The 22,760-nt window shown below is 70.1% G+C and carries 18 protein-coding genes; 5 read left to right on the top strand and 13 right to left on the bottom strand.

Going from position 1 to position 22,760, the window contains the following annotated elements; translation table 11 throughout:
* Nucleotides 1–156: 156 nt before the first annotated feature.
* From DL990_RS20905 to nadD, 7 genes are all read right to left on the bottom strand, one after another.
* Entirely contained in the window at nt 157–2,562 is a 2,406-nt protein-coding gene (locus tag DL990_RS20905) for a ComEC/Rec2 family competence protein (RefSeq protein WP_125799663.1), read from the bottom strand.
* Nucleotides 2,559–3,284, bottom strand: coding sequence for a ComEA family DNA-binding protein (locus tag DL990_RS20900; RefSeq protein ID WP_125799662.1), 726 nt, complete (start codon nt 3,282–3,284; stop codon nt 2,559–2,561). The genes DL990_RS20905 and DL990_RS20900 overlap by 4 nt, the downstream gene beginning before the upstream one ends.
* 146 nt (nt 3,285–3,430) lie before the next feature.
* Nucleotides 3,431–4,276 (bottom strand): DegV family protein, encoded by an 846-nt coding sequence (locus DL990_RS20895; protein ID WP_125799661.1) that lies wholly within the window; start codon nt 4,274–4,276, stop codon nt 3,431–3,433.
* Nucleotides 4,277–4,286: 10 nt separating this feature from the next.
* A complete protein-coding gene (gene octT / locus DL990_RS20890; protein WP_125785918.1) occupies nt 4,287–5,012 on the bottom strand; it encodes a diglucosylglycerate octanoyltransferase in 726 nt (241 codons plus the stop codon).
* A 3-nt stretch (nt 5,013–5,015) separates the two neighbouring features.
* Nucleotides 5,016–5,630 carry a histidine phosphatase family protein gene (locus DL990_RS20885; RefSeq protein ID WP_125785919.1) on the bottom strand — a complete coding sequence of 205 codons (615 nt, stop codon included), beginning with the start codon at nt 5,628–5,630 and terminating at the stop codon, nt 5,016–5,018.
* Nucleotides 5,627–6,046, bottom strand: a complete 420-nt coding sequence (gene rsfS, locus DL990_RS20880; RefSeq protein ID WP_125785920.1) for a ribosome silencing factor — start codon at nt 6,044–6,046, stop codon at nt 5,627–5,629. The genes DL990_RS20885 and rsfS overlap by 4 nt, the downstream gene beginning before the upstream one ends.
* Before the next feature lie 22 nt (nt 6,047–6,068).
* Complete coding sequence (gene nadD / locus DL990_RS20875) at nt 6,069–6,701, bottom strand: nicotinate-nucleotide adenylyltransferase (protein WP_125785921.1); 633 nt, start codon at nt 6,699–6,701, stop codon at nt 6,069–6,071.
* A gap of 161 nt (nt 6,702–6,862) precedes the next feature.
* Here nadD and DL990_RS20870 point away from each other — a divergent pair, with 161 nt between their 5' ends.
* The 3 genes from DL990_RS20870 to argS all read left to right on the top strand — a co-directional run bounded on the left by DL990_RS20870 (nt 6,863) and on the right by argS (nt 12,142).
* Nucleotides 6,863–8,968: an ATP-dependent DNA helicase RecQ gene (locus DL990_RS20870; RefSeq protein ID WP_125799660.1), complete on the top strand. Its 2,106-nt coding sequence runs from the start codon at nt 6,863–6,865 to the stop codon at nt 8,966–8,968.
* Between the two features lie 91 nt (nt 8,969–9,059).
* Nucleotides 9,060–10,346: an MFS transporter gene (locus DL990_RS20865; protein WP_125785923.1), complete on the top strand. Its 1,287-nt coding sequence runs from the start codon at nt 9,060–9,062 to the stop codon at nt 10,344–10,346.
* A gap of 71 nt (nt 10,347–10,417) precedes the next feature.
* Nucleotides 10,418–12,142: an arginine--tRNA ligase gene (gene argS, locus DL990_RS20860; RefSeq protein WP_125799659.1), complete on the top strand. Its 1,725-nt coding sequence runs from the start codon at nt 10,418–10,420 to the stop codon at nt 12,140–12,142.
* Here argS and DL990_RS20855 read toward each other — a convergent pair.
* Nucleotides 12,137–13,411 carry an NAD(P)/FAD-dependent oxidoreductase gene (locus tag DL990_RS20855; protein WP_125785925.1) on the bottom strand — a complete coding sequence of 425 codons (1,275 nt, stop codon included), beginning with the start codon at nt 13,409–13,411 and terminating at the stop codon, nt 12,137–12,139. The two genes, argS and DL990_RS20855, sit on opposite strands and share 6 nt — an antisense overlap.
* A gap of 90 nt (nt 13,412–13,501) precedes the next feature.
* Between DL990_RS20855 and DL990_RS20850 the strand changes: the two genes are divergently transcribed.
* The gene (locus DL990_RS20850) at nt 13,502–14,137 is read left to right on the top strand and encodes a TetR/AcrR family transcriptional regulator (RefSeq protein ID WP_125785926.1); all 636 of its coding nucleotides are present in this window, start codon (nt 13,502–13,504) and stop codon (nt 14,135–14,137) included.
* A gap of 72 nt (nt 14,138–14,209) precedes the next feature.
* On the opposite strand, the gene proB is transcribed toward DL990_RS20850, so the two are convergent.
* From proB to DL990_RS20825, 5 genes are all read right to left on the bottom strand, one after another.
* Nucleotides 14,210–15,319 carry a glutamate 5-kinase gene (proB, locus tag DL990_RS20845; protein WP_125799658.1) on the bottom strand — a complete coding sequence of 370 codons (1,110 nt, stop codon included), beginning with the start codon at nt 15,317–15,319 and terminating at the stop codon, nt 14,210–14,212.
* Entirely contained in the window at nt 15,316–16,773 is a 1,458-nt protein-coding gene (gene obgE, locus DL990_RS20840) for a GTPase ObgE (protein WP_125785928.1), read from the bottom strand. The genes proB and obgE overlap by 4 nt, the downstream gene beginning before the upstream one ends.
* A gap of 110 nt (nt 16,774–16,883) precedes the next feature.
* Nucleotides 16,884–17,141: a 50S ribosomal protein L27 gene (gene rpmA, locus DL990_RS20835; protein WP_086846674.1), complete on the bottom strand. Its 258-nt coding sequence runs from the start codon at nt 17,139–17,141 to the stop codon at nt 16,884–16,886.
* Nucleotides 17,142–17,179: 38 nt separating this feature from the next.
* Entirely contained in the window at nt 17,180–17,494 is a 315-nt protein-coding gene (gene rplU, locus DL990_RS20830) for a 50S ribosomal protein L21 (protein WP_005158538.1), read from the bottom strand.
* 169 nt (nt 17,495–17,663) lie between these two features.
* Nucleotides 17,664–20,768, bottom strand: a complete 3,105-nt coding sequence (locus DL990_RS20825; RefSeq protein ID WP_125799657.1) for a translation initiation factor IF-2 N-terminal domain-containing protein — start codon at nt 20,766–20,768, stop codon at nt 17,664–17,666.
* A 538-nt stretch (nt 20,769–21,306) separates the two neighbouring features.
* Here DL990_RS20825 and DL990_RS20820 point away from each other — a divergent pair.
* Nucleotides 21,307–22,740 carry a S8 family serine peptidase gene (locus DL990_RS20820; protein ID WP_125799656.1) on the top strand — a complete coding sequence of 478 codons (1,434 nt, stop codon included), beginning with the start codon at nt 21,307–21,309 and terminating at the stop codon, nt 22,738–22,740.
* Nucleotides 22,741–22,760 lie beyond the last annotated feature (20 nt).

Below are 22,760 nucleotides of genomic sequence, written 5' to 3'. Positions count from 1 at the left end.
GACATAACGCGTGAACCCGCCCTGGCCGAAGGCCCGCTATCGCGGTGGCAGGACGCCCTGACCGCCCATAAGGACGTGTTCAACCAGATCGCGTCCTGTCGACGTCGATCGCGGCGCGGATTCACCGACAGGCACTGAGTTCCCGCCCGGCCCGCCTCAAGAACGAGGCGGGCCGCGGGGCTCACCCCGGCGCAGCAAGGCAAGTCCCCGCGCGTCGGCGACGACCGCGGTGTCGCCGTCAGTGTCCGTTCTGGCGATCGACGCGCCGACCGTGGCCAGATTGTCCAAAGTGGACTTGTTCGGATGGCCGTAGGTGTTTCCGGCCCCGACACTCACCAACGCCACCCTCGGTGCGACGGCGTTGAGGAAATCCGGTGCCGTGTAACGGCTTCCGTGATGCGGGACTTTCAGGATCTCGGCTTGCAGATCGGTACCCTCGGCCATCAGGTCGGCCTGCGCGGCGAGCTCGACGTCGCCCGTCAGCAGTAGCCTGCCCGCCGGGGTACCGGCGCGCAGGACGACCGAGCCGTTGTTGATCACCGTGCCGTCCTGTTCGAGGACCGAACGCCGGGTGACATACCGCGGCCCCAGTACGTCGAGCGACAGCCCCGGCCAGTCCAGCCGCTGCCCGATTCCCAGCTCCAGCAAGGGAATCCCGCGGCGTGCGGTCTCGTCCGCGACCTGTTGCCACGCCCAGGCGGGAGCCCGGCCCGGGCCGACGGCGACCGCACCGACCGACCGGCCCTCGAAGACGGATTCGAGGCCGCCGATGTGGTCGGCGTGCAGATGACTCAACACGATCAACGGAACACGATCCACGCCGAGCCTGCGCAGGCATTCGTCGACCGGTCCCGGTTCCGGCCCGGTGTCGACCAGGACCGCTCTGCCCGGCTCGCCCGTGGCGAGGGCTACGGCATCCCCCTGTCCGACGTCGCAGGCGATGGCACTCCACGACGCCGGTGGCCAGGCCGGTGCCAGCACCCGCATCGGTACGAAGACGAGCAGACCGGCGGCCAGCGCGACCGCCAGCAAGATCCTGGCGTGGCGCAGCCGGACGACGACGAGCACCACGACGAGCAGGCCGGCCGCCAGCAGCCCACCCCACCAGCCATCCGGCCAGTCCACGACCGCACCCGGCGCCCGGGCGCCGTGGCGGGCCACGGTGATGAGCCAGCTCGCCTCGGGTTCGGTCAGGCGGACCAGCAGCCTGCCCGCCGACGGCCACCACGGTCCGACGACGGTGGCGAGCACGCCGAACACGGTGGCCGGGGCGACCACCGGCGCGGCGAGCACGTTGGTCACCACCGAGACGAGACTGACCGATCCCGCCATGCCCGCGATGACCGGCGTCGTCACCACGAACGCGGCCAGCGGGATGGTCAGCCCCTCGGCGTAGCCTGCCGGAACTCCGCGTCCGACCAGCCACTCGGCCCACCGCGGTGCCAGCAGGACGAGCCCGGCCGTGGCCAGCACCGAAAGCGCGAACCCGAAGTCCGCGGCCATGGCCGGATCGGCCACGACGAGCCCGGCGACCGCGAACGCCAGCGCGGGCAGCGCCGAACCCCGGCGCCCCAAGGCCAGCGCCAGCAGCCCGACCGCCCCCATCACTCCGGCGCGGAGCACGCTGGGTGCGGGCCCGGCGAGGACCACGAACCCGGCGAGCCCCGCGGCGGCCGCGGCGGCGGACGTCCGCGGCCCGACCCGGAGCACCCTCAGCAGGAGAAGAATCGAGCCACAGACGATCGCCACGTTCCCACCGCTCACGGCCATCAGGTGGGACATGCCGGAGTCCGTGAACTCGCGTTCGACCCTCGGGGACAGCGTGCTCGTGTCCCCCACGACCAGTCCTGGCACCAGACCGGCCTGCTCCTCGGGGAGGACGGCGCACAACTCCCGGAGCCCGGTGCGCAGCGATTCCGCGGCTCGCTGCCACCAGGGCGCCGGTCCGAGGGCCGACGGCGGACCTCGCACCGAGAGGACCGCGACCGTGAGCTCGGCCCCCTTCGCCGGTGCGAGCCGCCCGGAGGCGGTGACCTGCTGCCCGGGCAGCAGGTCCGTCCACCCCTCGGCGGGAGCGAGCAGGAGGATCCGGCCGGCCGAATCCACCACCCGCTCACCCGTCACCACGGTGTCCACCGTCGCGGCGATGACCACCAGGCGGGTGCCTGCCCGGCGATCGGCGTATCCAGCACCGCGGACCGGACGTGGCCGCTCGGTGACCACCACCCTCGTGGTGACTTCGCTCCCCCGTGCGGCGGCGGCACGGAGGTCGTCGTGCTCGGCGGCCCGGATCCGCAGCGCCACCGGACCGGCGGTGAGCGCGCCGAGGACCGCGAGCGCGCCGAGGCCCACCACCCACCGGGACGCCGTCCGGCGGGCACGGACACCGGCGGTGATCGCGAGCACCACGGCGGCCGCACCGCAGAGCATCGTGATCCACCAGCCGCCCAGCAGCCCGGAAAGAGTGCCGAGCCAGGCCGTCGCCGCGGCCGGTACCAGCCGCAGGTCCTGCCCTCGCCACGACGCGGTGTCCACTTCGGACGGATCGGCGGACGGGTTCATCCGACGGACACCAATTCCCGGACCTTCTTGAATTTAGATTCGCCGATCCCTTCTACTTCACGGAGTTGCTCGACACTGGTGAACCCGCCGTGCCCGGACCGCCAGTCGACGATGCGCTTCGCCATCACCTCGCCGACCCCGGGCAGGGTGTCGAGTTGCTCGGCCGTGGCCGTGTTCAGGTCGAGCTTCCCCACCGGTGCCGCCATTCCGGCCGCGGCCGGAACGGGGACGCCGACGGCCACCTGCTCGCCATCGGTGAGCCGCCTGGCCAGGTTCACCCCGGTCAGATCCGTTCCGGGCTGTGGCCCACCGGCCGCCGTGAGGGCATCGGCGACCCGTGCGCCCGGAGGGATCGTGACCAGGCCGGGTTTGAGCACCCGGCCGACGACGCTGACCACCAGAGGCGCCTTGGCCGCCGCGGCGGCGGGGGCGTCTCCGGCGGCCTTCGCCGACGGCAGGGGCGGCGCGGTCTCCGCCCCTGGCCGGTGTCCGAACAAGGCGATCGCGCCGGTCACGATCACGGCCACCGCGATCAGCACGGCCGCCACGGCGAGCCACCGCCGGTTCACCGGGATCCCGTCCGCCGTGAACCGGGCGGGCACCCAGCGGCGGGCGAGCCTGCCCACGGGCGGGCCCTGGCTGGGCGACGACAGCTGCGCGGTCAGCCACGCCAGCCTGGCGTTGACGGAGGGACCCGATGGACGGGCGGTTTGGTCGAACACGTGAACGACGCTACGGAGCGGGGATGGCGGGCGGCAGTGGCAAATCCCGGGGCTGTGGACAAGTGGGGTGTTGTGGACAACTCGGCCCCAGCCGAGGCCTGATCACCGGTTTCCGTCGGTGCCGTATGAGACCCTGGCGGACTGCCCTAGCCCGCGCGCTGGATCACGACACCGAGCACACCGGGGCCGGTGTGGGCCCCGATGACCGCGCCGATCTCCGAAACCACGCACCCCTCCGGGCAGCTGATGGACTCCTCCAGCCGGTTGGCCAATTCGACGGCGCGTTCCGGGGAAGCCAAGTGATGGACGGCGATGTCGGCCAGTCCGCCTTCGGCCGCCGTCACGGCGAGCTCGACCAGGCGAGCCACGGCGCGATTCATCGTCCGGACCTTCTCCAGCGGCTGGATCCTGCCTTCGGACATGTGGAGCACCGGTTTCACCGCGAGCGCGGTGCCGAGCAGGGCGGCGGCCGGGCCGATCCGCCCGCCACGGCGCAGGTATTCGAGGGTCTCGACGGCGAACAGGGTTTCCGAGCGGCTCACCGCGTCGACCGCCGCAGCCTCCACTGCGGCCGGTTCCGCCCCCGCCGCGGCGGCGCTCGCCGCTCGCAAGGCGGCGAAGCCGAGCCCCATCGCGGTGCTGCGTGAATCGACCACGCGCACCTTGTCCGGCCCGACCTCCTGGGCGGCGAGCACCGCCGCCTCCCAGGTCCCGGACAGTTCCCGGGACAGATGAACCGACACGACGGCATCCGCGCCCTCGGCCAGCGCCGCACGGAACTCCTTGACGAATTCGGCGGGCGTCGGCCGGGACGTCGTCACCAGACTGCGTTTGCCGAGCGCCTCGGCCAGGGCCGCGGGCCCCATTTCGACGCCGTCGAGGAAGACGACACCGTCCACGAGGACATGCAGCGGGACCACCCGGATCCCGTTCCGTTCGGCGAAGCCTTCCGGCAGGTGGGCGGTGGAATCCGTGACTACGGCGACCGACACGGCAGCCAGCCTACGTTGCCGCGGGGCGGAGCACCGGGGCCATCAGGCGGGCCATTTCCGTGCCGACGGCGGCATGTCCTTCCCAGCCCCAGTGCATGCCGTCCGGATTGCCCCGGCCGCTCAGCACGTGTTCGCCGACGACGGCTTCGAGATCGAGAAGCGGGACATCCGCGCGACGGCCCCAGTCGGCGAGGGCGGCGGCCGCACCGGCGCGGGCGGTGTGGACGCGGCCGTACGAGTCGGATCGATGCACGGAGGGCAGCATGCCGAAAATCGGCAGTTCCGGTCGCAGCGCGCGCAAGGCTCCGACAGCGGTGTCGAGATACTGGACGGTGAGCCTCGACGGCAAGACCACCGGACGGCCTCGGAGGGCGATCGCGAGCCGGGGCTGAGCGGCCAGGTACGCCTTGCGCACCACGCGTCGCAGCGGGTCGGGCCGCAGATAGCGGAGACCGGTGCGAAGGTAGGTGGGCAGCGGCGAGGGCAGGGTGTCCATGCTCCCGATGGCCAGCACGACGGCGTCGACGTGATGGAGATCGGCCCAGACACGCGGGTCACCGATCAACGACCACCAGGCGTCACGGGCATTCCAGCCGAACCCGGCGACGAGGTCCGCGGCGCCACCGAGCGCTTCGGCGGCGATGTTGGGCCACAGACGCGCGTCGTCGGCGGCGTGCGGGCCGTCCGGGCCGTGGAAGCTGAGGGAATCGCCGAACACCAGCAGGCGCGGGGCCATGGGTCAGCCGGTGATGCCCGCGTTGTAGGCGGCCAGCCGCCAGTTGCCGTCGCGCCGGGTCAACTCGACCCAGTGACAGTTCGCGATCCCGCCCAGCGTCGGCCAGGACGTGACCGGGAGACCGAGCAGTTTCGCGGTCAGCGCGATGATCAGGCCACCGTGCGTGGCGAGCAGCACGGCGTCGCCGGCGTCGGAATTGGGCCGATCCAGGTCCGCGACGACCTCCATCGCGCGTGCGGCGACGTCCACCCGCGACTCGCCGCCGGGCGGGGCCCACGTCGCGTCGACACGCCAGCGGGCGCGTTCACCCGGGTACGACTCGTCGACCTGCTGGCCGGTGAAGCCCTGCCATTCACCCAGATGGGTTTCCCGAAGACGCTTGTCGATCCGCAGCGGGACGCCGATGGCCTCCGTGAGCACGGTGGCCGTGTCGGTCGCGCGGCGCAGATCCGAGGCGATCACCAGATCCGGCGAGAACCGGGCGAGCGCGGGCACGGCGAACCTGGCCTGGTTCCAGCCGACCGGGGTCAGCGCGGAGTCCAGATGCCCCTGCATCCGGCCCGCCGCGTTGTAATCGGTCTCACCGTGGCGCCAGAGCACCAGCCGCCGCGGGCTCATGGGGCGCCTTGCGCGTCGGCGGGGTCCTCCTCGGCTGGGTCCTGATGATCCGGCACTGCCAGACCGGCGACCTCGATCCGCGGGCAGTCCTTCCAGAGCCGCTCGAGACCGTAGAAGGAGCGTTCCTCCTGGTGCTGGACGTGGATGACGACGTCGACGTAGTCCAGCAGGACCCAACGGCCCTCGCGGGCGCCTTCACGGCGGACGGGCTTGTGCCCGCCGAGCCGCAGCTGCTCCTCGACGTTGTCGACGATGGCGCCGACCTGGCGTTCGTTGGGCGCGGACGCGATGACGAAGGCGTCGGTGATCACCAGCTGGTCGGACACGTCCAGCACGACCACGTCGCTCGCCTTCTTGTCCGCCGCCGCATGGGCGGCCGCTACGGCCAGCTCTCGTGCCTCGGACGTGGCTGTCACAGTTCTCCTCAAACAGATGGTTTTACTCGCGGGTGCGCCCGACGAGGGTACCCGGTGGGGAACCCCGGTCTTTCCGATAGAGGTCCTTTTTGGCGATGTAGCGCACCACACCGTCGGGGACGAGGTACCAGACGGGCTCCCCGGCCTCGACCCGCTCGCGGCACGCGGTCGACGAGATCGCCATCGCGGTCACCTCGACGAGGCTCACCTTCCCGCTCGGCAGATGCTGCGAATTGAGCCGGTAGCCGGGCCTGGTGACGCCGATGAAATGCGCCAGGTCGAACAGCTCGTCGGCGTTGCGCCAGGTGAGGATCTGTTCGAGCGCGTCCGCGCCGGTGATGAAGAACAGCTGGTCGTCGGGATACTCCGCGCGCAGGTCGCGCAGGGTGTCGACGGTGTAGGTCTGCCCGACGCGGTCGATGTCGACGCGGCTGACCGAGAACACGGGGTTGGACGCCGTCGCGATCACGGTCATCAGGTAGCGGTCCTCGGCCCGGGTGACCACTCTGTCGGACTTCTGCCACGGCTGACCGGTGGGCACGAAGATGACCTCGTCGAGCGCGAACCGGGACTGGACTTCGCTGGCCGCGACGAGGTGCCCGTGGTGAATGGGGTCGAACGTGCCGCCCATGACCCCGATCCTGCGTGGTGACATGGGTCGTGAGCCTATACAGCGCGCACGGCTTCACGCGCGGGTCGCCGGACCCACCGACCGGTGGTGATCTGGGTCACATTACAGTCCGTTCCATGGATGAACGGTCCGTTCACGACATGCCGATCGCGACTTCGTCGGTGGCATGGGGTAGAGGTGGGGACGTGGACACATCGACTCTCCGGGACCGCGCCGAGACCCTCCTCCAGTCGTTGGCGGGCGACGGCGCCCGCCTGCGTGACGACCAGTGGACGGCCATCGAAGCGCTGGTCGCGCACAGCCGTCGCGCACTCGTCGTGCAGCGCACCGGCTGGGGGAAGTCCGCGGTGTACTTCCTCGCCACCGCGTTGCTGCGGGAACGCGGCAACGGCCCGACCGTGATCATCTCGCCGCTGCTCGCGCTGATGCGCAACCAGATCTCCGCGGCGGCGCGGGCGGGTATCCGCGCGGTGACGATGAACTCCGCGAACCCGCAGGAGTGGGATCAGGTCCAGGCGGCGATCGCGGCGGGCGAGGTCGACGTCCTCCTCGTCAGCCCGGAACGGCTCAACAACCCGGACTTCCGCGACACCGTCCTCCCGAAGCTGACCGCGACGGCCGGCCTGCTCGTGGTCGACGAGGCGCACTGCATCTCGGACTGGGGCCACGACTTCCGGCCGGACTACCGGCGGCTGCGGACGCTGCTGAAGGAGCTGCCCGACGGCGTCCCCGTACTCGCCACCACCGCGACCGCGAACGACCGCGTGGCGACCGACGTCGCCGAGCAGCTCGGCATCGGCAACGGGGGCGACACCCTCGTCCTGCGTGGCAGCCTGGACCGCGAAAGCCTGCATCTGTCGGTGGCCAAGCTGCCGACGTCGCAGGCCCGGCTCGCCTGGCTTGCCGAACACCTGGCGGAACTGCCGGGATCCGGGATCATCTACACGCTCACCGTCGCGGCCGCACACGATGTGGCCGGCCTGCTGACCGAGCGCGGCTATCCGGTCGCCGCCTACACCGGGAAGACCGACCCGGCGGACCGGCAGGCGTCCGAGGACGATCTGCTGAACAACAACGTCAAGGCACTGGTGGCCACTTCGGCGCTGGGCATGGGGTTCGACAAACCGGACCTGGGCTTCGTCGTCCATCTCGGCGCACCGTCCTCCCCCATCGCGTATTACCAGCAGGTCGGCCGTGCCGGTCGTGGCGTCGATCGCGCCGAGGTGATCCTGCTGCCGGGCCACGAGGACAAGGACATCTGGGCGTACTTCGGTTCGCTGGCGTTCCCGGACGAACTGCGGGTGACCCAGGTGCTCAACGCGCTGGCGTACGCGGACCGTCCACTGTCGACACCGGCGCTCGAACCGTTCGTCGAGCTCTCCCGTTCTCGGCTGGAGATGGTCCTGAAGGTGCTGGACGTCGACGGCGCCGTGCGCCGGGTGAAGGGCGGCTGGGAAGGCACCGGCGAAGAGTGGCGCTACGACAAGGAACGCTATGCGCGGGTGAGCGCGGCGCGGACCAACGAACAGAACGCCATGCTGGCGTATCTGGAGACCGCCGGCTGCCGGATGGAGTTCCTGCGCAAGCAGCTCGACGATCCCGAAGCCACCCCCTGCGGACGGTGCGACAACTGCACCGGAAAGCATTGGGACACCACGATTTCCGACGACGTCGTCGACGCCACCCGGCAACGGCTCCGCCGTCCGGGGGTCGAGGTCGCGCCGCGGAAGATGTGGCCGACCGGGATGGCCGGACTGGAAGTCCCGCTTTCCGGGCGGCTGCCGGCAGGCGAGCAGGCCGAAACCGGCCAGGTCGTGGGCCGGGTCACCGACGTCGGCTGGGGCACACGGCTGCGCGAACTCGTCGGCCCGGCCGCGGCGGACGCCGAACTCCCCGATCCGGTGTTCCAGGCCGGTATCGAGGTACTCAAGGGCTGGCAGTGGACGGAACGTCCGGTCGCGGTGGTGGAGGTTCCCTCCGTCACCCGGCCCCAGCTGGTGCACAGCCTGGCGACGAAGCTGGCCTCGATCGGACGCCTGGAGTACCTGGGCGCCATCGCCTCGGCGGGGCCGCCCCCGCGGCAGGCGAACAGCGCCCAACGGCTGGCCGATCTGTGGAAACGCCTCAGTCTTCCCGACGAGCTCGCCGCCGAGGTCGCCGCGGCCGAGGGCCCGATCCTGCTGGTCGACGACCTGATCGACACCGGGTGGACGATGACGTTGTCCGCGCGCCTGCTCCGCCAGGCCGGAGCCCGTGCGGTGCTGCCGTTCGCTCTCGCCAGCACTTCGTGACCGAGGAGCCCGATCCCGGCATTCGACAGGTTCTTTCCCGCGCGGGAACTTTCTGGCAAGGTTCCGTCCACGCGCGAGTACGGAGGTGCCGATGGCGGATGCGACGACGGAGCGGCTAGAACATCGGCTGCCGGTGAAGAAACTGTTCGCCGCCAGTGTCGGGAACGCGCTGGAATGGTTCGACTGGACCATCTACGCGACCTTCAGCATCTACTTCGCCAGCGAGTTCTTCCCCAAGGGCAACGAAGCCCTCGCGCTGATCAACACCTTCGCCACGTACGCCCTGGCGTTCTTCTTCCGGCCGCTCGGCGGGATGCTGCTCGGCCGCTTCGCCGACGTCAGGGGCCGGAAGCCCGCGATGATCCTGACCATCGTGCTGATGGCGGGCGGTTCCGTGGCGATCGGCCTCCTGCCGACGTTCGACCAGGTCGGCTGGCTGGCTCCGATCCTGTTGCTGCTGGCGAGGGTGGCACAGGGATTGTCGCTCGGCGGCGAAGTCTCCAACGCTTCGGCGTACCTGGGTGAGATCGCGCCGCCCACCCGCCGCGGGCGGTACTCCGCCTTCTTCTACATCTCGACCGGTTCCGCCGTCTTGCTCGCTTCGATCCTCGGGTTCGTGCTCGCGCGGACGATGTCCAAGGCGGATCTGACCGCGTATGGCTGGCGGATCCCGTTCCTGCTCGGCGGCGTTCTCGGGATCATCGGACTGTGGCTCCGGCGCAGTCTCGTCGAGACCGAGATCTTCGAGGCGAAGAAGTCGACGGCGCGCCGGGTCGAGCGGCCGCTGCGCACCACTCTTCGCGAGCACCCTCGGGCCGTCGTGCAGCTCGTGGGTTTCTCGATGCTGTCGACCCTTTGCTACTACACGTTCTTCAGCGCCCTGACCTCGTTCGCGGTCAAGACCCGCAAGGCCGACGACGTCGACGTGTTCCTCGCCTTGTCGATCGCGACGGCGTTGTTCGTCGCGCTTCAGTATCCGATGGGTGCGTTGTCGGACCGCTTCGGCCGGAAACCACAGCTGCTCTTCTGGTCGGCGGCGACCGCGATCCTCATCGTTCCACTGTCCACTTTGGTCCGCCCGGGACTGCCGGGGCTGCTGGTCGTATTCTGCGTCGGGCTCTGCCTGTACACGGCGATGACGTCGATCGCGCCCGCGATCATGAGCGAACTGTTCCCCACCGAACTACGCGGGCTGGGCATCGGCGCCTGGTACAACCTGACCGTCGCGCTGTTCGGCGGCACCGCTCCCCTGGTGCTCACCGCGCTGTCCGACGCCGGGTTGTCGACGTTGTTCTTCTGGTACGTGGCCGCCGGAGCGGCGATCGCGTTCTTCGTCATCCGGACCCTGCCGGAGACCAAGGGCAGCGACCTGCGCTGAAACTCCGTCGCCGACAACGTGGCGAGGTGGCTACTCTCGCGCTCCTACGACGAGCGCGAAGGAGGGACACCGTGTTGTTCGGCGATGTGAGCGAGGAATTGGCGCGACGCGTGGTGGAAGCCCTCCATCACGTCACCGGCATCGAGCCACCGTCCGCACTGGTGCGGGTCTCCTCGCAGAGCGGGGTCGACTATCAGTGCGATCTCGCGATGAGTCTGGGCAAGCGGCTCGGCAAGCCGCCGAGGGAGATCGCCGCCGACATCGCGGCGCGGCTCGACGTCACCGACATCGCCGAGCCGCCGGAAGTCGCGGGGCCGGGCTTCCTCAACTTCACGCTGCGCTCGGCCTGGCTGGCTGAACGGACGACCGCGCTCAACGGTGATCCACGGCTAGGCGTCGCGGTGACGCCGCGGCCACGGCGGATCGCCATCGACTACAGCAGCCCGAACGTGGCGAAGGAAATGCACGCCGGGCATCTGCGGTCGAGCGTCATCGGTGACGCGATCACGCGGCTGTCGCGGTTCGCCGGGCACGAAGTGATCCCGCACAACCATCTCGGCGATTGGGGCACTCCGTTCGGCATGCTGATCGAGCACCTGCTCGACGAACGCCCGTCAGGTCCTTACACGATCGGAGATCTCAACGGCTTCTATCGGGCCGCCCGGTCGAAGTTCGAGACCGACGAGGACTTCGCGACCCGGTCACGGGAGCGTGTGGTGCTGCTTCAAGGCGGCGACGACGAGACCTTGTCGCTGTGGCGGCGTCTGGTCGATGAGTCGACCCGGCATTTCAGCCAGGTCTACGAACTCCTCGGGATCGACCTGTCGAGCGAGGACGTCTACGGCGAGAGCTTCTACGGCCCGTTTCTCGCCGCGGTCGTGGACGATCTGACCACCGCCGGGCTGACCGACATCAGCGATGGCGCGGTCTGCGTCTTTCCCGACGGTTTCCGCAACCGGGAAGGCGAGCCGCTGCCGCTCATCGTGCGGAAGCGGGACGGCGGTTACGGCTATGCCGCCACCGACCTCGCGACCCTGCGCTACTGGACGGAACAGCGCGGCGTCACCGATCTGCTCTACGTCGTCGGAACGCCACAGGCACAGCACTTCGCGATGGTGTTCGCCGTCTGCCGGGCCGCCGGTTGGCTCCGTGAGGAGCATCGGGCCGAGCACATCGGGTTCGGCTCGGTGCTCGGCGAGGACGGCCGCGCCATGAAGACCCGGGCGGGTGAATCGGTCAGGCTTTTCGATCTGCTCACCGAGGCGGTTTCCCATGCCGCCGAAGTGATCGAGGGCCGAGGCGACCTCTCCCCCGAGGTCCGGGAAGAGGTCGCCAGGGCGGTCGGTATCGGCGCGCTCAAGTACGCGGATCTTTCCGGCGATCGCGAGCGTGACTACGTCTTCTCCTGGGAACGCATGCTCTCCAAGAACGGGAACACGTCGGTCTACCTGCAGTACGCCAACGCACGGATCCGTTCCGTGTTGGCGAGGGCGGATCAGGACCTCGCCGGAGTGCGGATCCTGCTCGGCCATCCCGCGGAACGGGCACTGGCGCTCGCACTGATCCGGTTCCCCGAGGCGGTCGGCGCGGCGACCGCCGGGCATCTCCCCCACAAGCTGTGCACCTATCTGTACGAAACCGCCGTCGTGTTCTCGCGGTTCTACGAACAGTGCCCGGTGCTGGACGCGGAAGGCGACGGTGTCCGTGACTCTCGTCTGCTGCTGGCCGAACTCACGTCGAAGACCTTGACGCTGGGCTTGTCCCTGCTGGGCATCTCCACCCCTGACCGGTTATGAGTCGCCGTGGTCGCTGAAGACCTTGCGCTTCAACGGAGGGACCGCCTGGAAGAAGCGGAACATCCCTCGCGCCATCGTGCGGCCCGCCCGGTTCTCCGAAACGAACTGACGGGCACTGCGTTCCGAGTCGCGCACCGCCGCGAAGCCGTAGTCGCGCATTCGCCGCTCGTAGTCGGCGATCGCGGGAAGCAGCGCGCCGGTCTTCCGCGCTTCGATGAGGTTGCGGCACAACAGTTGCGCGTCGCGGAGCGCGGTGTTCGCACCGATGCCGCGGAACGGGGTCATGCTGTGGATCGCGTCGCCGAGCAGGGTGACGTTGCTCGGCGACCATGGCTCGACGGACTTCGAGGTGAAGATCGGCAGCCGGGACACAGTCCCTCCGGGCGAGCCGGCGACCAGTTCCTTCAACGCGGGGTCCCAGCCGTCGATCAGGTCCAGCACCAAGGCCCGCAGCGCTTCACCGTCCAATGAGGACAGGTTCTCGGGATAACGCCGGTTGTCCGCCGCGAACGCCCACATGATGTAGCTCGAGGTGTTGTCGAACAGGACGGGGTCGTGGTCGGCGGTCTCGTCGTTGACCGACGAAGCGTCGGTCAACTCGTGCGGCGCGCTGAACAGTCCCGCGCCGGTTCGCGGCATCACCATGCTCGGGCCGTCGGTGAGCCGGGAAGGCAAACGCTTGCGGGTCTCGTCGTTCAGCGGATGCTTGCCCGCGATCGCGACGATCCCGGTGTCCACCCGGCCGGCTTCGGGCAGGAGCTGTCCGCGCACCCGGGAATTGGCCCCGTCGGCGCCGATGACCAGATCGGCCTCGACGGTGCTGCCGTCGGCGAACTCGCAGACGACCGCCCCGCCCTCGCGGCGGTAGCCGACGAACTCCTTGCCGTGGTGCAGAACTCCGTCGAGCCCGTCGGACAACACCTGGTGCAGGCTGATCCGGCTGACCGAGTGGTGGTTCGACGCGGGATCGGGGCTCGACGTGAGTTCGCTGTCGATCACCATCAGATCCCGCAACCGCTCGGTCACGAAGGTGAACGGACCGCTCGTGGTCCCGGTGGTGGCCAGGAACCGTTCCCAGAGTTCGGGCGGCAGACATTCGTGCAGTGCGGCCGAGCCGTGCGGATTGATGTGCACGCGATAGCCCTGCAGGCGTTCGGTCCGGGTGCGGCTGCGCTCGTGGACGGACACGTCGATTCCCGCCTTGCGCAGGCCTTGCGCCAGGCAGAGCCCGCCCGTTCCGCCGCCGATGATCGCGATTCTCGTGGTCATGGGTTTCTCCTCTCTCCGCCGTCCACTATCAACCGTATGGATAATTAAGTCAACCGTACGTTTGAACGAGTCAGCGGCTAAGGTGATCCCATGTCCGAAGCCGCCGCGCGCAGCCCACGCCGCGCCCCCGTCGAACGCCAGCGCGACCCCGAGCGCACCAAGACACAGCTCCTGGAGGCGGCGAAGGCCGAGTTCGGCGCGAAGGGTTACGCCGCGGCACGAGTCAGCGAGATCGCCGCGAAGGCGGGGGTGAACAAGCAGCTGATCTCGTACTACTTCGGCGGCAAGGAAGGGCTGTACAACGCACTGACCGCGACGATGTACGACGGCTACGCCGCGGTCGCCGACCACGACAGGCCGTTCGCCGAGGTGGTCCGGTTCTTCGTCCAGTCAGGGGTGCGGGACCACGATCTCGCCAAACTGTTCCTCTGGGAGAACCTGACCGACGGCGCCCCCGGCGCGATCGGCGTCGAAGATCAGCGCGAGTTCCTCCGGCGGCAGGTGGAGTACGTCCGGGCCCGCCAGGCCGCGGGCGATTTTCCCGCCGACCTCGATCCGGCCTTCCTGCTGGTGATCTTCATGGCCGCGTCCAGTGCCGCGCTGGCCCTGCCCCGGATCGTGCGAGCCGTCTCGGGTCAGGAGCCCGACTCGGCCGAGTTCGCCGAGGCGTACGGCGAACAGCTGGCACGGCTCGTCGGCCATCTCGCCGATCCGGGGAAGCGATAGCAAAGGTCCCCTGCTGTTCGCTTGGACCTTTCGCGACCTGCCGGACCGGCGACTTCGGCAGGGTCTGGTGCCCTAGCGACGAAGGGGGACGAGGTCGTCCGCGTGGACGACCTCGCGTCGCTGTTCGGCGGGGAGGTCGTGGCTGGAGCGGCCGATGAGGTCGGGCAGTTCGCCCGCGTCGAAGGCCACGACGCCACGCGCCACGGTCCGCTGCCGAAGGTCGACCAGGTCGACGACGTCGCCCGCTTGGAAGTCGCCGTCGACGCCGGTGATCCCGGCGGCGAGCAGCGAGCGGCGGCGGCGGACGACGGCCGCGACCGCGCCGTCGTCGAGGTGCAGTTTCCCGGATGCGCCCGCGGCGTAGCCCAGCCAGAACCGGCGGGCCGACAGCCGGGAGTCCGCGGCGGCGAACGCCGTGCCGACCTCGGCGGTCGTGAGGGCGCGCGCGGCCTCGGAAGCGGCGGCGAGCAGGACCGGGATCCCGGCACCCGCGGCGGTGCGGGCCGCGGCGAGCTTCGAGACCATACCTCCGGTACCCAGTCCGGAGCTCGACATGCCGACGGTGATGCCGTCCACGTCGGCGTCTCCGGCGACTTCGGCGATCTTGCGAGTCGCGCCGTCGCGCGGATCCCCGTCGTACAGACCGTCCACATCGGACAACAGGACCAGTGCGTCGGCACCGATGAGGTGGGCCACCAGCGCGGCCAACCGGTCGTTGTCGCCGAAGCGGATCTCTTCGGTGGCCACGGTGTCGTTCTCGTTGACCACGGGCACCGCGCCGAGGGCCAGCAACCGGGTGAACGTGTTCTGCGCGTTGCGGTAGTGCGCGCGGCGTACGACGTCGTCCGAGGTCAGCAGGACCTGGCCGACGGTCAGGGAAAACCGGCCGAACGACTCGGCGTAGGCATGGGCCAGCGCGAGCTGGCCGACGCTGGCCGCGGCCTGCTGGGTGGCGAGGTCACGCGGTCGTTTTCCGAGCGCGAGCGGCGCGAGTCCCGCGCCGATCGCCCCTGAGGACACCAGCACGATCTGCGTGCCGCGGGACACCCGGTCGGCGATCGCGTCGACCAGCGCGTCCAGCCTGGCCACGTCGAGACCGTCGCCGGCGGTGGTCAGCGCGGAGGAACCGACCTTGACGACCACCCGCTTCGCGTCGGCGATCGCACCACGGGTCGAGCTCACTCGTCGTCCATCGCGTCTTCGACACCGTCCGGGCCGTCACGACGGATCCGGCGGGCTTCCTTGCGCTCGGCGGCACCGATCCGGTCAGTGTTCTCCAGCCGCACGTCCGTGCCGCGGCCCGAAAGGTGTACCGCGACGCCCGCCGGGGTCGACGGCTCCCACTCGAACTGGACGTCGCCGATGGTGACCGGGCTCCCCGGTACGGCGCCCTTGCGGGCCAGCGCTTCCTCGACGCCGAGCCGCTGCAACCGGTCCGCGAGGTAGCCGACGGCCTCGTCGTTGCCGAAGCTCGTCTGGCGGATCCACCGCTCGGGACGGACACCCCGGACGATGAAGGCGCCTTCCTCCTCCGGGTCGTGCTCGACGGTGAAGCCCGCGTCGTCGACAGCCATCGGGCGCAGCACGACCTTCGCCGGCTCCGGGGCGGGCTGGTCGGCGCGGTACTTCTCGACCACGGCGGCGAGCGCGTACGTCAGCTCCTTGAGTCCCTTCCGCGTCGCCGTGGAGATCTCGAACACACTGAGCCCGCGGGCTTCCAGTTCCGGGCGCACGAACTCCGCGAGTTCGGCGGCCTCAGGAACGTCGATCTTGTTGAGCACCACCACGCGGGGCCGGTCGGCGAGGTCGCCGCCGAGACTCGGGGTGTAGCGGGCGAGTTCCTCTTCGAGGGCGTCCATATCGGACAGAGGGTCGCGTCCGGGCTCCAAGGTCGCGCAGTCGATGACGTGCACCAGCACCGCACAGCGTTCGATATGGCGCAGGAAGTCGAGGCCGAGGCCCTTGCCCTCGCTCGCACCGGGGATCAGGCCCGGCACGTCGGCCATGGTGAACACGGTCGACCCGGCGGTGATCACGCCCAGGTTCGGCACCAGCGTGGTGAACGGGTAGTCGGCGATCTTCGGCTTGGCCGCGGACAGCACCGAGATCAGCGACGATTTGCCCGCGGACGGGAAACCGAGCAGGCCGACGTCGGCGACCGAACGCAGCTCCAGGACGAGGTCGCGGGCCTCCCCCGGCTCGCCGAGCAGCGCGAACCCGGGCGCCCGGCGGGCCTTGGAGGCCAGCGCCGCGTTCCCGAGACCGCCACGGCCGCCTTGCGCGGCGACGAAGGTGGTGCCGGGGCCGACCAGGTCGGCCAGGATCTCGCCGTCCTCCGTCATCACGACGGTGCCGGACGGGACCCGCATCTCCAGCGTCTCCCCCGCCGCACCGGCGCGGTTGCCGCCCTGGCCCAGCTTGCCGTTGCCGGCGCGGGCGTGTGGGCGGAAATGGAAGTCGAGCAGCGTGTGGACGTTGGGGTCGACGATCAGCAGGACGTCGCCGCCGTTGCCGCCGTTGCCGCCGTCCGGACCGCCGAGGGGCTTGAACTTTTCGCGGTGCACCGAGGCGCAGCCGTTCCCACCGTCACCGGCGGCCAGATGGATCACCGCACGGTCCACGAACCGGGACGCCATGACTTGCCTCTATTCACTCGCGATAGAAAAGGGGATACACAAAACAAACGAGGGGTGGGCCCGGATATTCCGGCCCACCCCTCGTCAGAGGTCTAGCTTGAAGCCGAAACTCAGGCTTCGGACGGCACGATGTTGACCGTCTTGCGGCCACGCTTCTCGCCGAACTGGACCGCACCGGCGGCCAGGGCGAACAGCGTGTCGTCGCCGCCACGTCCGACGTTCACGCCGGGGTGGAACTTGGTGCCACGCTGGCGGATCAAGATCTCGCCCGCGTTGACTTCCTGACCACCGAAACGCTTGACGCCCAGCCGCTGCGCGTTCGAATCGCGACCGTTGCGGGAGCTGGACGCACCCTTCTTGTGAGCCATGGCTCAATCCTCTTTCTGACGAAGATCCGGAGAAAGTCCTACTTGGAGATGCCGGTGACCTCGACGCGGGTCAGCTTCTGCCGGTGACCCTGGCGCTTGTGGTAGCCGGTCTTGTTCTTGAACTTGTGGATCCGGATCTTCGGACCCTTGGTCTGCTCGACGACCTTGCCGGTGACCGAGACCTTCGCCAGTGCGTCGGCGTCCGTGGTGACGTCGCCACCGTCCACAAAAAGGACTGCGGGGAAGGTGTGCTCGGTACCCGGCTCGCCTTCGAGCTTCTCGACCTCGACGACGTCGCCGACGGCCACCTTGTACTGCTTGCCGCCAGTCTTGACGATCGCGTACGCCGACACGGAAGTCTCCTGCTTACTCGACAACGGGTGGGGGCTTGCGTGATCGGCCCACCAGGAAAGTCTCGGTGGTCCAGATGCTGCGCAAGGTGCCCGCTCTAGGTGGCGGGCCGTTCTACAGGTTACGTGGAGCTCCCCGGTGCGATCACACCGGGGTGCCCCTAGGTGTTCACTAGCTCTTTTCCGACGCCTTGACCGGCGGACCGGCCGGCCGCGAGGCCGCCCGTCGCGGACGACGGCGAGTGGTGGCAGGACCGGCCGGGGCCGGAACGTCCACCTCGGACTCGGAAACCTCTGGTGTCACAACGGTCTCAGTAGTCACCGGAACCTCGGGAGCTTCGGGCTCGGGGCCCGATTCCCCGACGACGGCGATCTCTTCGTCCCGCGCGGCCGGAGCCTCGTCGTCCGGAGTCGTCACCGGTTCACCGGCGAGTTCGGTCGCGGGCGGCTCGGCGACCGGCTCCGAAACCGGCTCAGCTGCCGCCTCGGCCGCCTGTTCGACGGTTTCCTTGGCAACGGGCTCCGAAGCTTCCTTCGCCGCCTCAGCGGGCTGCTCCGCCGCCTGCGGGGCGTGGCCGTTGAGCGCGGCGCCCTCGGTGTTCTCGGTGACCTCGTGCGGGTGCTCACCCTTGGCCGCCTTGGCGGCGTTGGCCACGGCCTGGACCGCCGAAACCACCGACTCACGCTGGCCGGAGGCCTGCGGAGCCTCGGTCTTGGGCGCCGCGGGCTCGTTCTGCCCCTGGTCCTCGCCCTTGCCGCGACCGCGGGACCGGCGGGAGCTCTGCTCCTTGCCGCCGCCGCCACCGCCGCCGCTGCTGCTGCCGCCACTGCCGCCGTGGCTGTGACCATTGCCACCGCCGGCGGTGCGCTGCGGCTCGGTCGAGACGACCACGCCGCGGCCCTTGCAGTGCTCGCACGGCGTCGAGAACGCCTCGAGCAGGCCGGTGCCGATCTTCTTGCGGGTCATCTGCACCAGGCCGAGCGAGGTCACCTCGGCGACCTGGTGGCGGGTGCGGTCGCGGCCGAGGCATTCGGTCAGGCGGCGCAGCACCAGCTCACGGTTCGATTCGAGCACCATGTCGATGAAGTCGATGACGATGATGCCGCCGATGTCCCGGAGCCGGAGCTGGCGGACGATCTCCTCCGCCGACTCCAGGTTGTTCCTGGTCACCGTCTCCTCGAGGTTTCCACCCGATCCGGTGAACTTGCCGGTGTTGACGTCGATGACCGTCATCGCCTCGGTGCGGTCGATGACCAGGTAGCCACCCGAGGGCAGCCAGACCTTCCGGTCCAGCGCCTTGGTGATCTGCTCGTCGATCCGGTGGTCGGCGAAGGCCGAACCGGTGCCCGTGTACCGCTTGACCCGGTCGGCCAGATCCGGCGCCACGTGCTGCACGTAGTCGTAGATGGTGTTCCAGGCCTTGTCGCCCTGGATCTCCAGCTTGGCGAAGTCCTCGGTGAACAGGTCACGCACGACCTTGACCAGCAGGTCCGGCTCTTCGTAGAGCATGACCGGGGCGCTGTTCTTCTTGCCGCCGTTGCCGGCTTCGGCCTTCTCCTTGATGACGTCCCACTGCGCCTTGAGGCGGCGGACGTCACGGTCCAGCTCCTCCTCGGCGATGCCCTCGGAAGCGGTGCGGATGATCACACCGGCGTCCTCGGGGACGATGCGCTTGAGGATGTCCTTCAGGCGGCGGCGCTCGTTCTCCGGGAGCTTCCGGGAGATGCCGGTGGCACCGCCCGCGGGCACGTAGACCAGGAAGCGGCCCGGCAGCGAGATCTGCGTGGTCAGCCGGGCACCCTTGTGCCCGACCGGGTCCTTGGTGACCTGGACCAGCACGGAGTCGCCACTGGAGAGCGCCTGCTCGATCTTGCGGGCCTTGCCCTCGAGACCGGCGGAGTCCCAGTCGACCTCACCGGCGTAGAGCACGGCGTTGCGGCCGCGGCCGATGTCGATGAAGGCGGCCTCCATCGACGGCAGCACGTTCTGCACGCGGCCGAGGTACACGTTGCCGACGATCGAGCCGGTGCCCGACGAGGTCACGAAGTGCTCGCACAGGACACCGTCCTCGAGCACGCCGATCTGCGTGGACTCGCCCTTCTCGGCGACGACCATGGTGCGCTCGACCGACTCGCGGCGGGCGAGGAACTCGGCCTCGGACAGGATCGGCGCCCGACGGCGGCCCGCCTCGCGGCCGTCCCGGCGGCGCTGGCGCTTGGCCTCGAGCCGGGTGGAGCCGCGCACGCTGCGGACCTCGTCCCTGGCGGGACGCTCGGTCTCGGCTGCCTTGGCCTGGCGCACGTGGACGACCGTGTTGGGCGGGTCGTCGCTGGTGGCCTCGGTGGCGTCGTCGTCCCCGCCCTTGCGGCGGCGACGGCGACGGCGGCGCTTGCTGCCGTTGTCGGAATCGGCGTCGTTGTCCGAATCGGACTCCGCCGAATCAGAAGCAGCGGATGCCTCTTCGGCGTTCTCGGCCGCGGCCTCTTCGGCCTCGGCGGCCTTCTCCTTGTCCTTCGCGCGCTGGTGACGACCGCGCGGGGCTTCGGGCTGCTCGTCCTCGTTCTCGTTCTCGGACTCGGCCGAGTTCTCGTCCCCGCCCTTGCCGCGGCCACGGCCACGACGTCGCGGACGACGGCGGCGACGGCCGTTGGCGTCGTCACCGTCCTCGTCGGTGCCGTGGCCCTCGGCCTGGTCGTTCTGCGTCTCGTCCTCGTCGGCAGCCGTCTCTTCGGTGAAGGCGGGCTCCGGCTTGCGGGCGGGCTTCGCCGAGACGGGCTCCGGCGGCAGGAACACCGGCGACGGCGCGGCGAACACCGGGACGTGCACGGCGGCCTTCGACCGCCGGGTCGTCGTCTGCGGCGGCTCCGGGGTCACCGGGGCGGCCAGCGCGGGCGGAACACGCCGCGAAGGAGCCTCCACCTGCGGAGCGGGCTCCGGCTCGGCCTCGGGCTTCTTCGCCTCGGGTTCGGGAGCCGCCGGGGTCTCGGCGACGGGTGCCTCGACCGCAGCAGCCTCGGCAGCAGGGGCCGCCTCGGGCTCGTCTCCGACGGCGAGGGCTTCAGCGAGCTTGAAGGCCACATCGCGAGTGACGCTGGACTGCGCACTCCGGACGGTCTCGCCGAGCTCGCCGAGCTTGGCCATCAGTTCACGGCTGTTGGATCCCAGCAGCTTCGCCAGCGCGTGCACCCGGATCCGGGGAGGCAGTTCGCCCAGCTGGGCTGCGATGGGTGTGGCGGTATTCCCGCCGGTGACGGCGGGTGTGTCCGCGTTCGACATATATCTCCTCCGCCCCCGGGCGCGTCGGCTGGCTCACACCGGCTCGACGCGGCCGCGCAGGGGCCCCTTTCTGTTCGTTCCGCCGTGGTGGTCACCAGCAGCGGGAATCCTTGCCCGGCACCGCGACGGCGCGCCGGGGTTGTCCGGGCGCCGCATACGGCTGAAGGTCTGCTCGGCGGAGCGCTGGCCACGTTCGCGACATCGGGCCGCCCGCCACGTCGTCGAGCCGCATACAAGCGGCGACGCGTGTGGAGGATGTGCAGCACACCACCGGGCCACGAGACCGCGAGCGCCACCTCTCACGTGTGCCCATCGGCCAGCGGCCATCGTGAGTATCCCACACCCCGGCCCCACTCCGGTGTACTCGGTGCCACAGACCCGGCTCCCGGGCGCGCCGCGACCACCGGCCGAGCGAACTTCGCGGGAGAGCTTGTCGACCCGGCCGAGGGTGGCTACCGTGCCGCTCGGGGATACCGACGTCCAGGCTGGCCAGGTCGCGGCGACCCCCGTTGTCCGATGTTCTCCGGTGGGAGGTCCGGTGTCCCTGCTGGGGCAGCCCCTGCGAGCGGCCGTGTGCGCCTTCTTGGTGCTCTGCGGCTCGGTCGCCGCTGTGGCGACGGCCGAGGCCGAGCCATCGTGTCATCCCCAGGGCCGGGCGCTGCGTTACGTCGTGGCCTTCGACCGCGGCACCTCCGAGGCCGAGGCCAGAGCGGCCGTCACCGGCGGCTGCGGGAGCACGACGATCTACTACCCGCAGATCGCGGTGGCCGTGGCGACCTCCGCCGACAAGGACTTCGCCGAGCTGGTCCGGCCGGCCGCCGCGTTCAGCGCACAGGCGGAACGGCTGGCCGTGCAGCGGGCCAACGGCACGTCACCGGCCAGTTCGGCGCCCGCGCGCGCCGAACTCGAACCGACGGATCCCACAAAGGTGCCTTCCGCGGACCGCACCGGCGAGCAATGGGACATGCGCGCGATCGGCGCCGACAAGGCCCGTGAGCGGGAGCCGGGCAGCCAGGACGTCGTCGTCGGTGTCCTCGACTCCGGCGTCGACCCCACCCACCCCGAACTGGCGAGCGCCCTCGATCCCGGCAAGTCCGCGGGCTGCCTGACCGGCGCACCCGACCGGAACTGGGCCGCGACGACGTCGGTGCACGGCACCCACGTCGCGGGGATCATCGCCGCCGACGACGACGGCAAAGGCGTCACCGGGGTGGCGCCCGGCGTGCGGATCGCCTCGGTGAAGGTGATCGACGATCGCGGGTACGCCGACCCGGAGGCCGCCGTCTGCGGGCTGATGTGGGCAGCCTCACAGGACATGGCCGTGACGAACAGCAGCTACTTCGTCGATCCGTGGTCGCTCTCGTGTACCCACGACGATCGACGGGGCGTGGTGAACGAGGTCATGGCCCGTGCCGTCGAGTACGCGACCTCGGCAGGCACGCTCACCGTCGCGGCGGCGACCAACGAAGCCGTCGCGCTGGTGCCCTCGCCGCACTCGGGTGCACGGCCCCAGAGCGAAGGCTGCCAGGCGCTGCCCGCCGGCCTCCGTGACGTCGTCGCGGTGTCGTCGGTGAGCGAAGAGCGGGTCAAGGCCGGCTACAGCTCGTACGGGCTGGGCGTGATCGATGTGACCGCTCCCGGCGGCGAGGCCGGGCGGTGCGTGCTTTCGACCGTTCCCGGCGGATACGCGCCGCTGTGCGGGACGTCGATGGCGGCACCGCACGTCGCCGGTGTCGCGGCGTTGCTCGCTTCGGAACACCCCGGTTACAGCGCCCGCCAGCTGAGGCGGACGCTGAACGGCCAGGCCACCCCGATCGCGTGTCCCGCCGACTACGACCTGACCGGTGACGGCTCTCAGGACGCGTACTGCACCGGGTACGCGGGGTTCAACGGCTTCTACGGGCACGGCATGGTCGACGCGCTGGCCGCCGTGGCGCCGCGGCGATCCAGCTCGACCTTCTCCCGCAATTAGTCACCTGCTTGCGGGAGAAG

Source organism: Amycolatopsis sp. WAC 01416 (assembly GCF_003947485.1).
GTDB lineage: Bacteria > Actinomycetota > Actinomycetes > Mycobacteriales > Pseudonocardiaceae > Amycolatopsis.
Note: the sequence above shows the minus strand (reverse complement) of the source record. Positions and strands in the feature narration are given on the sequence as shown.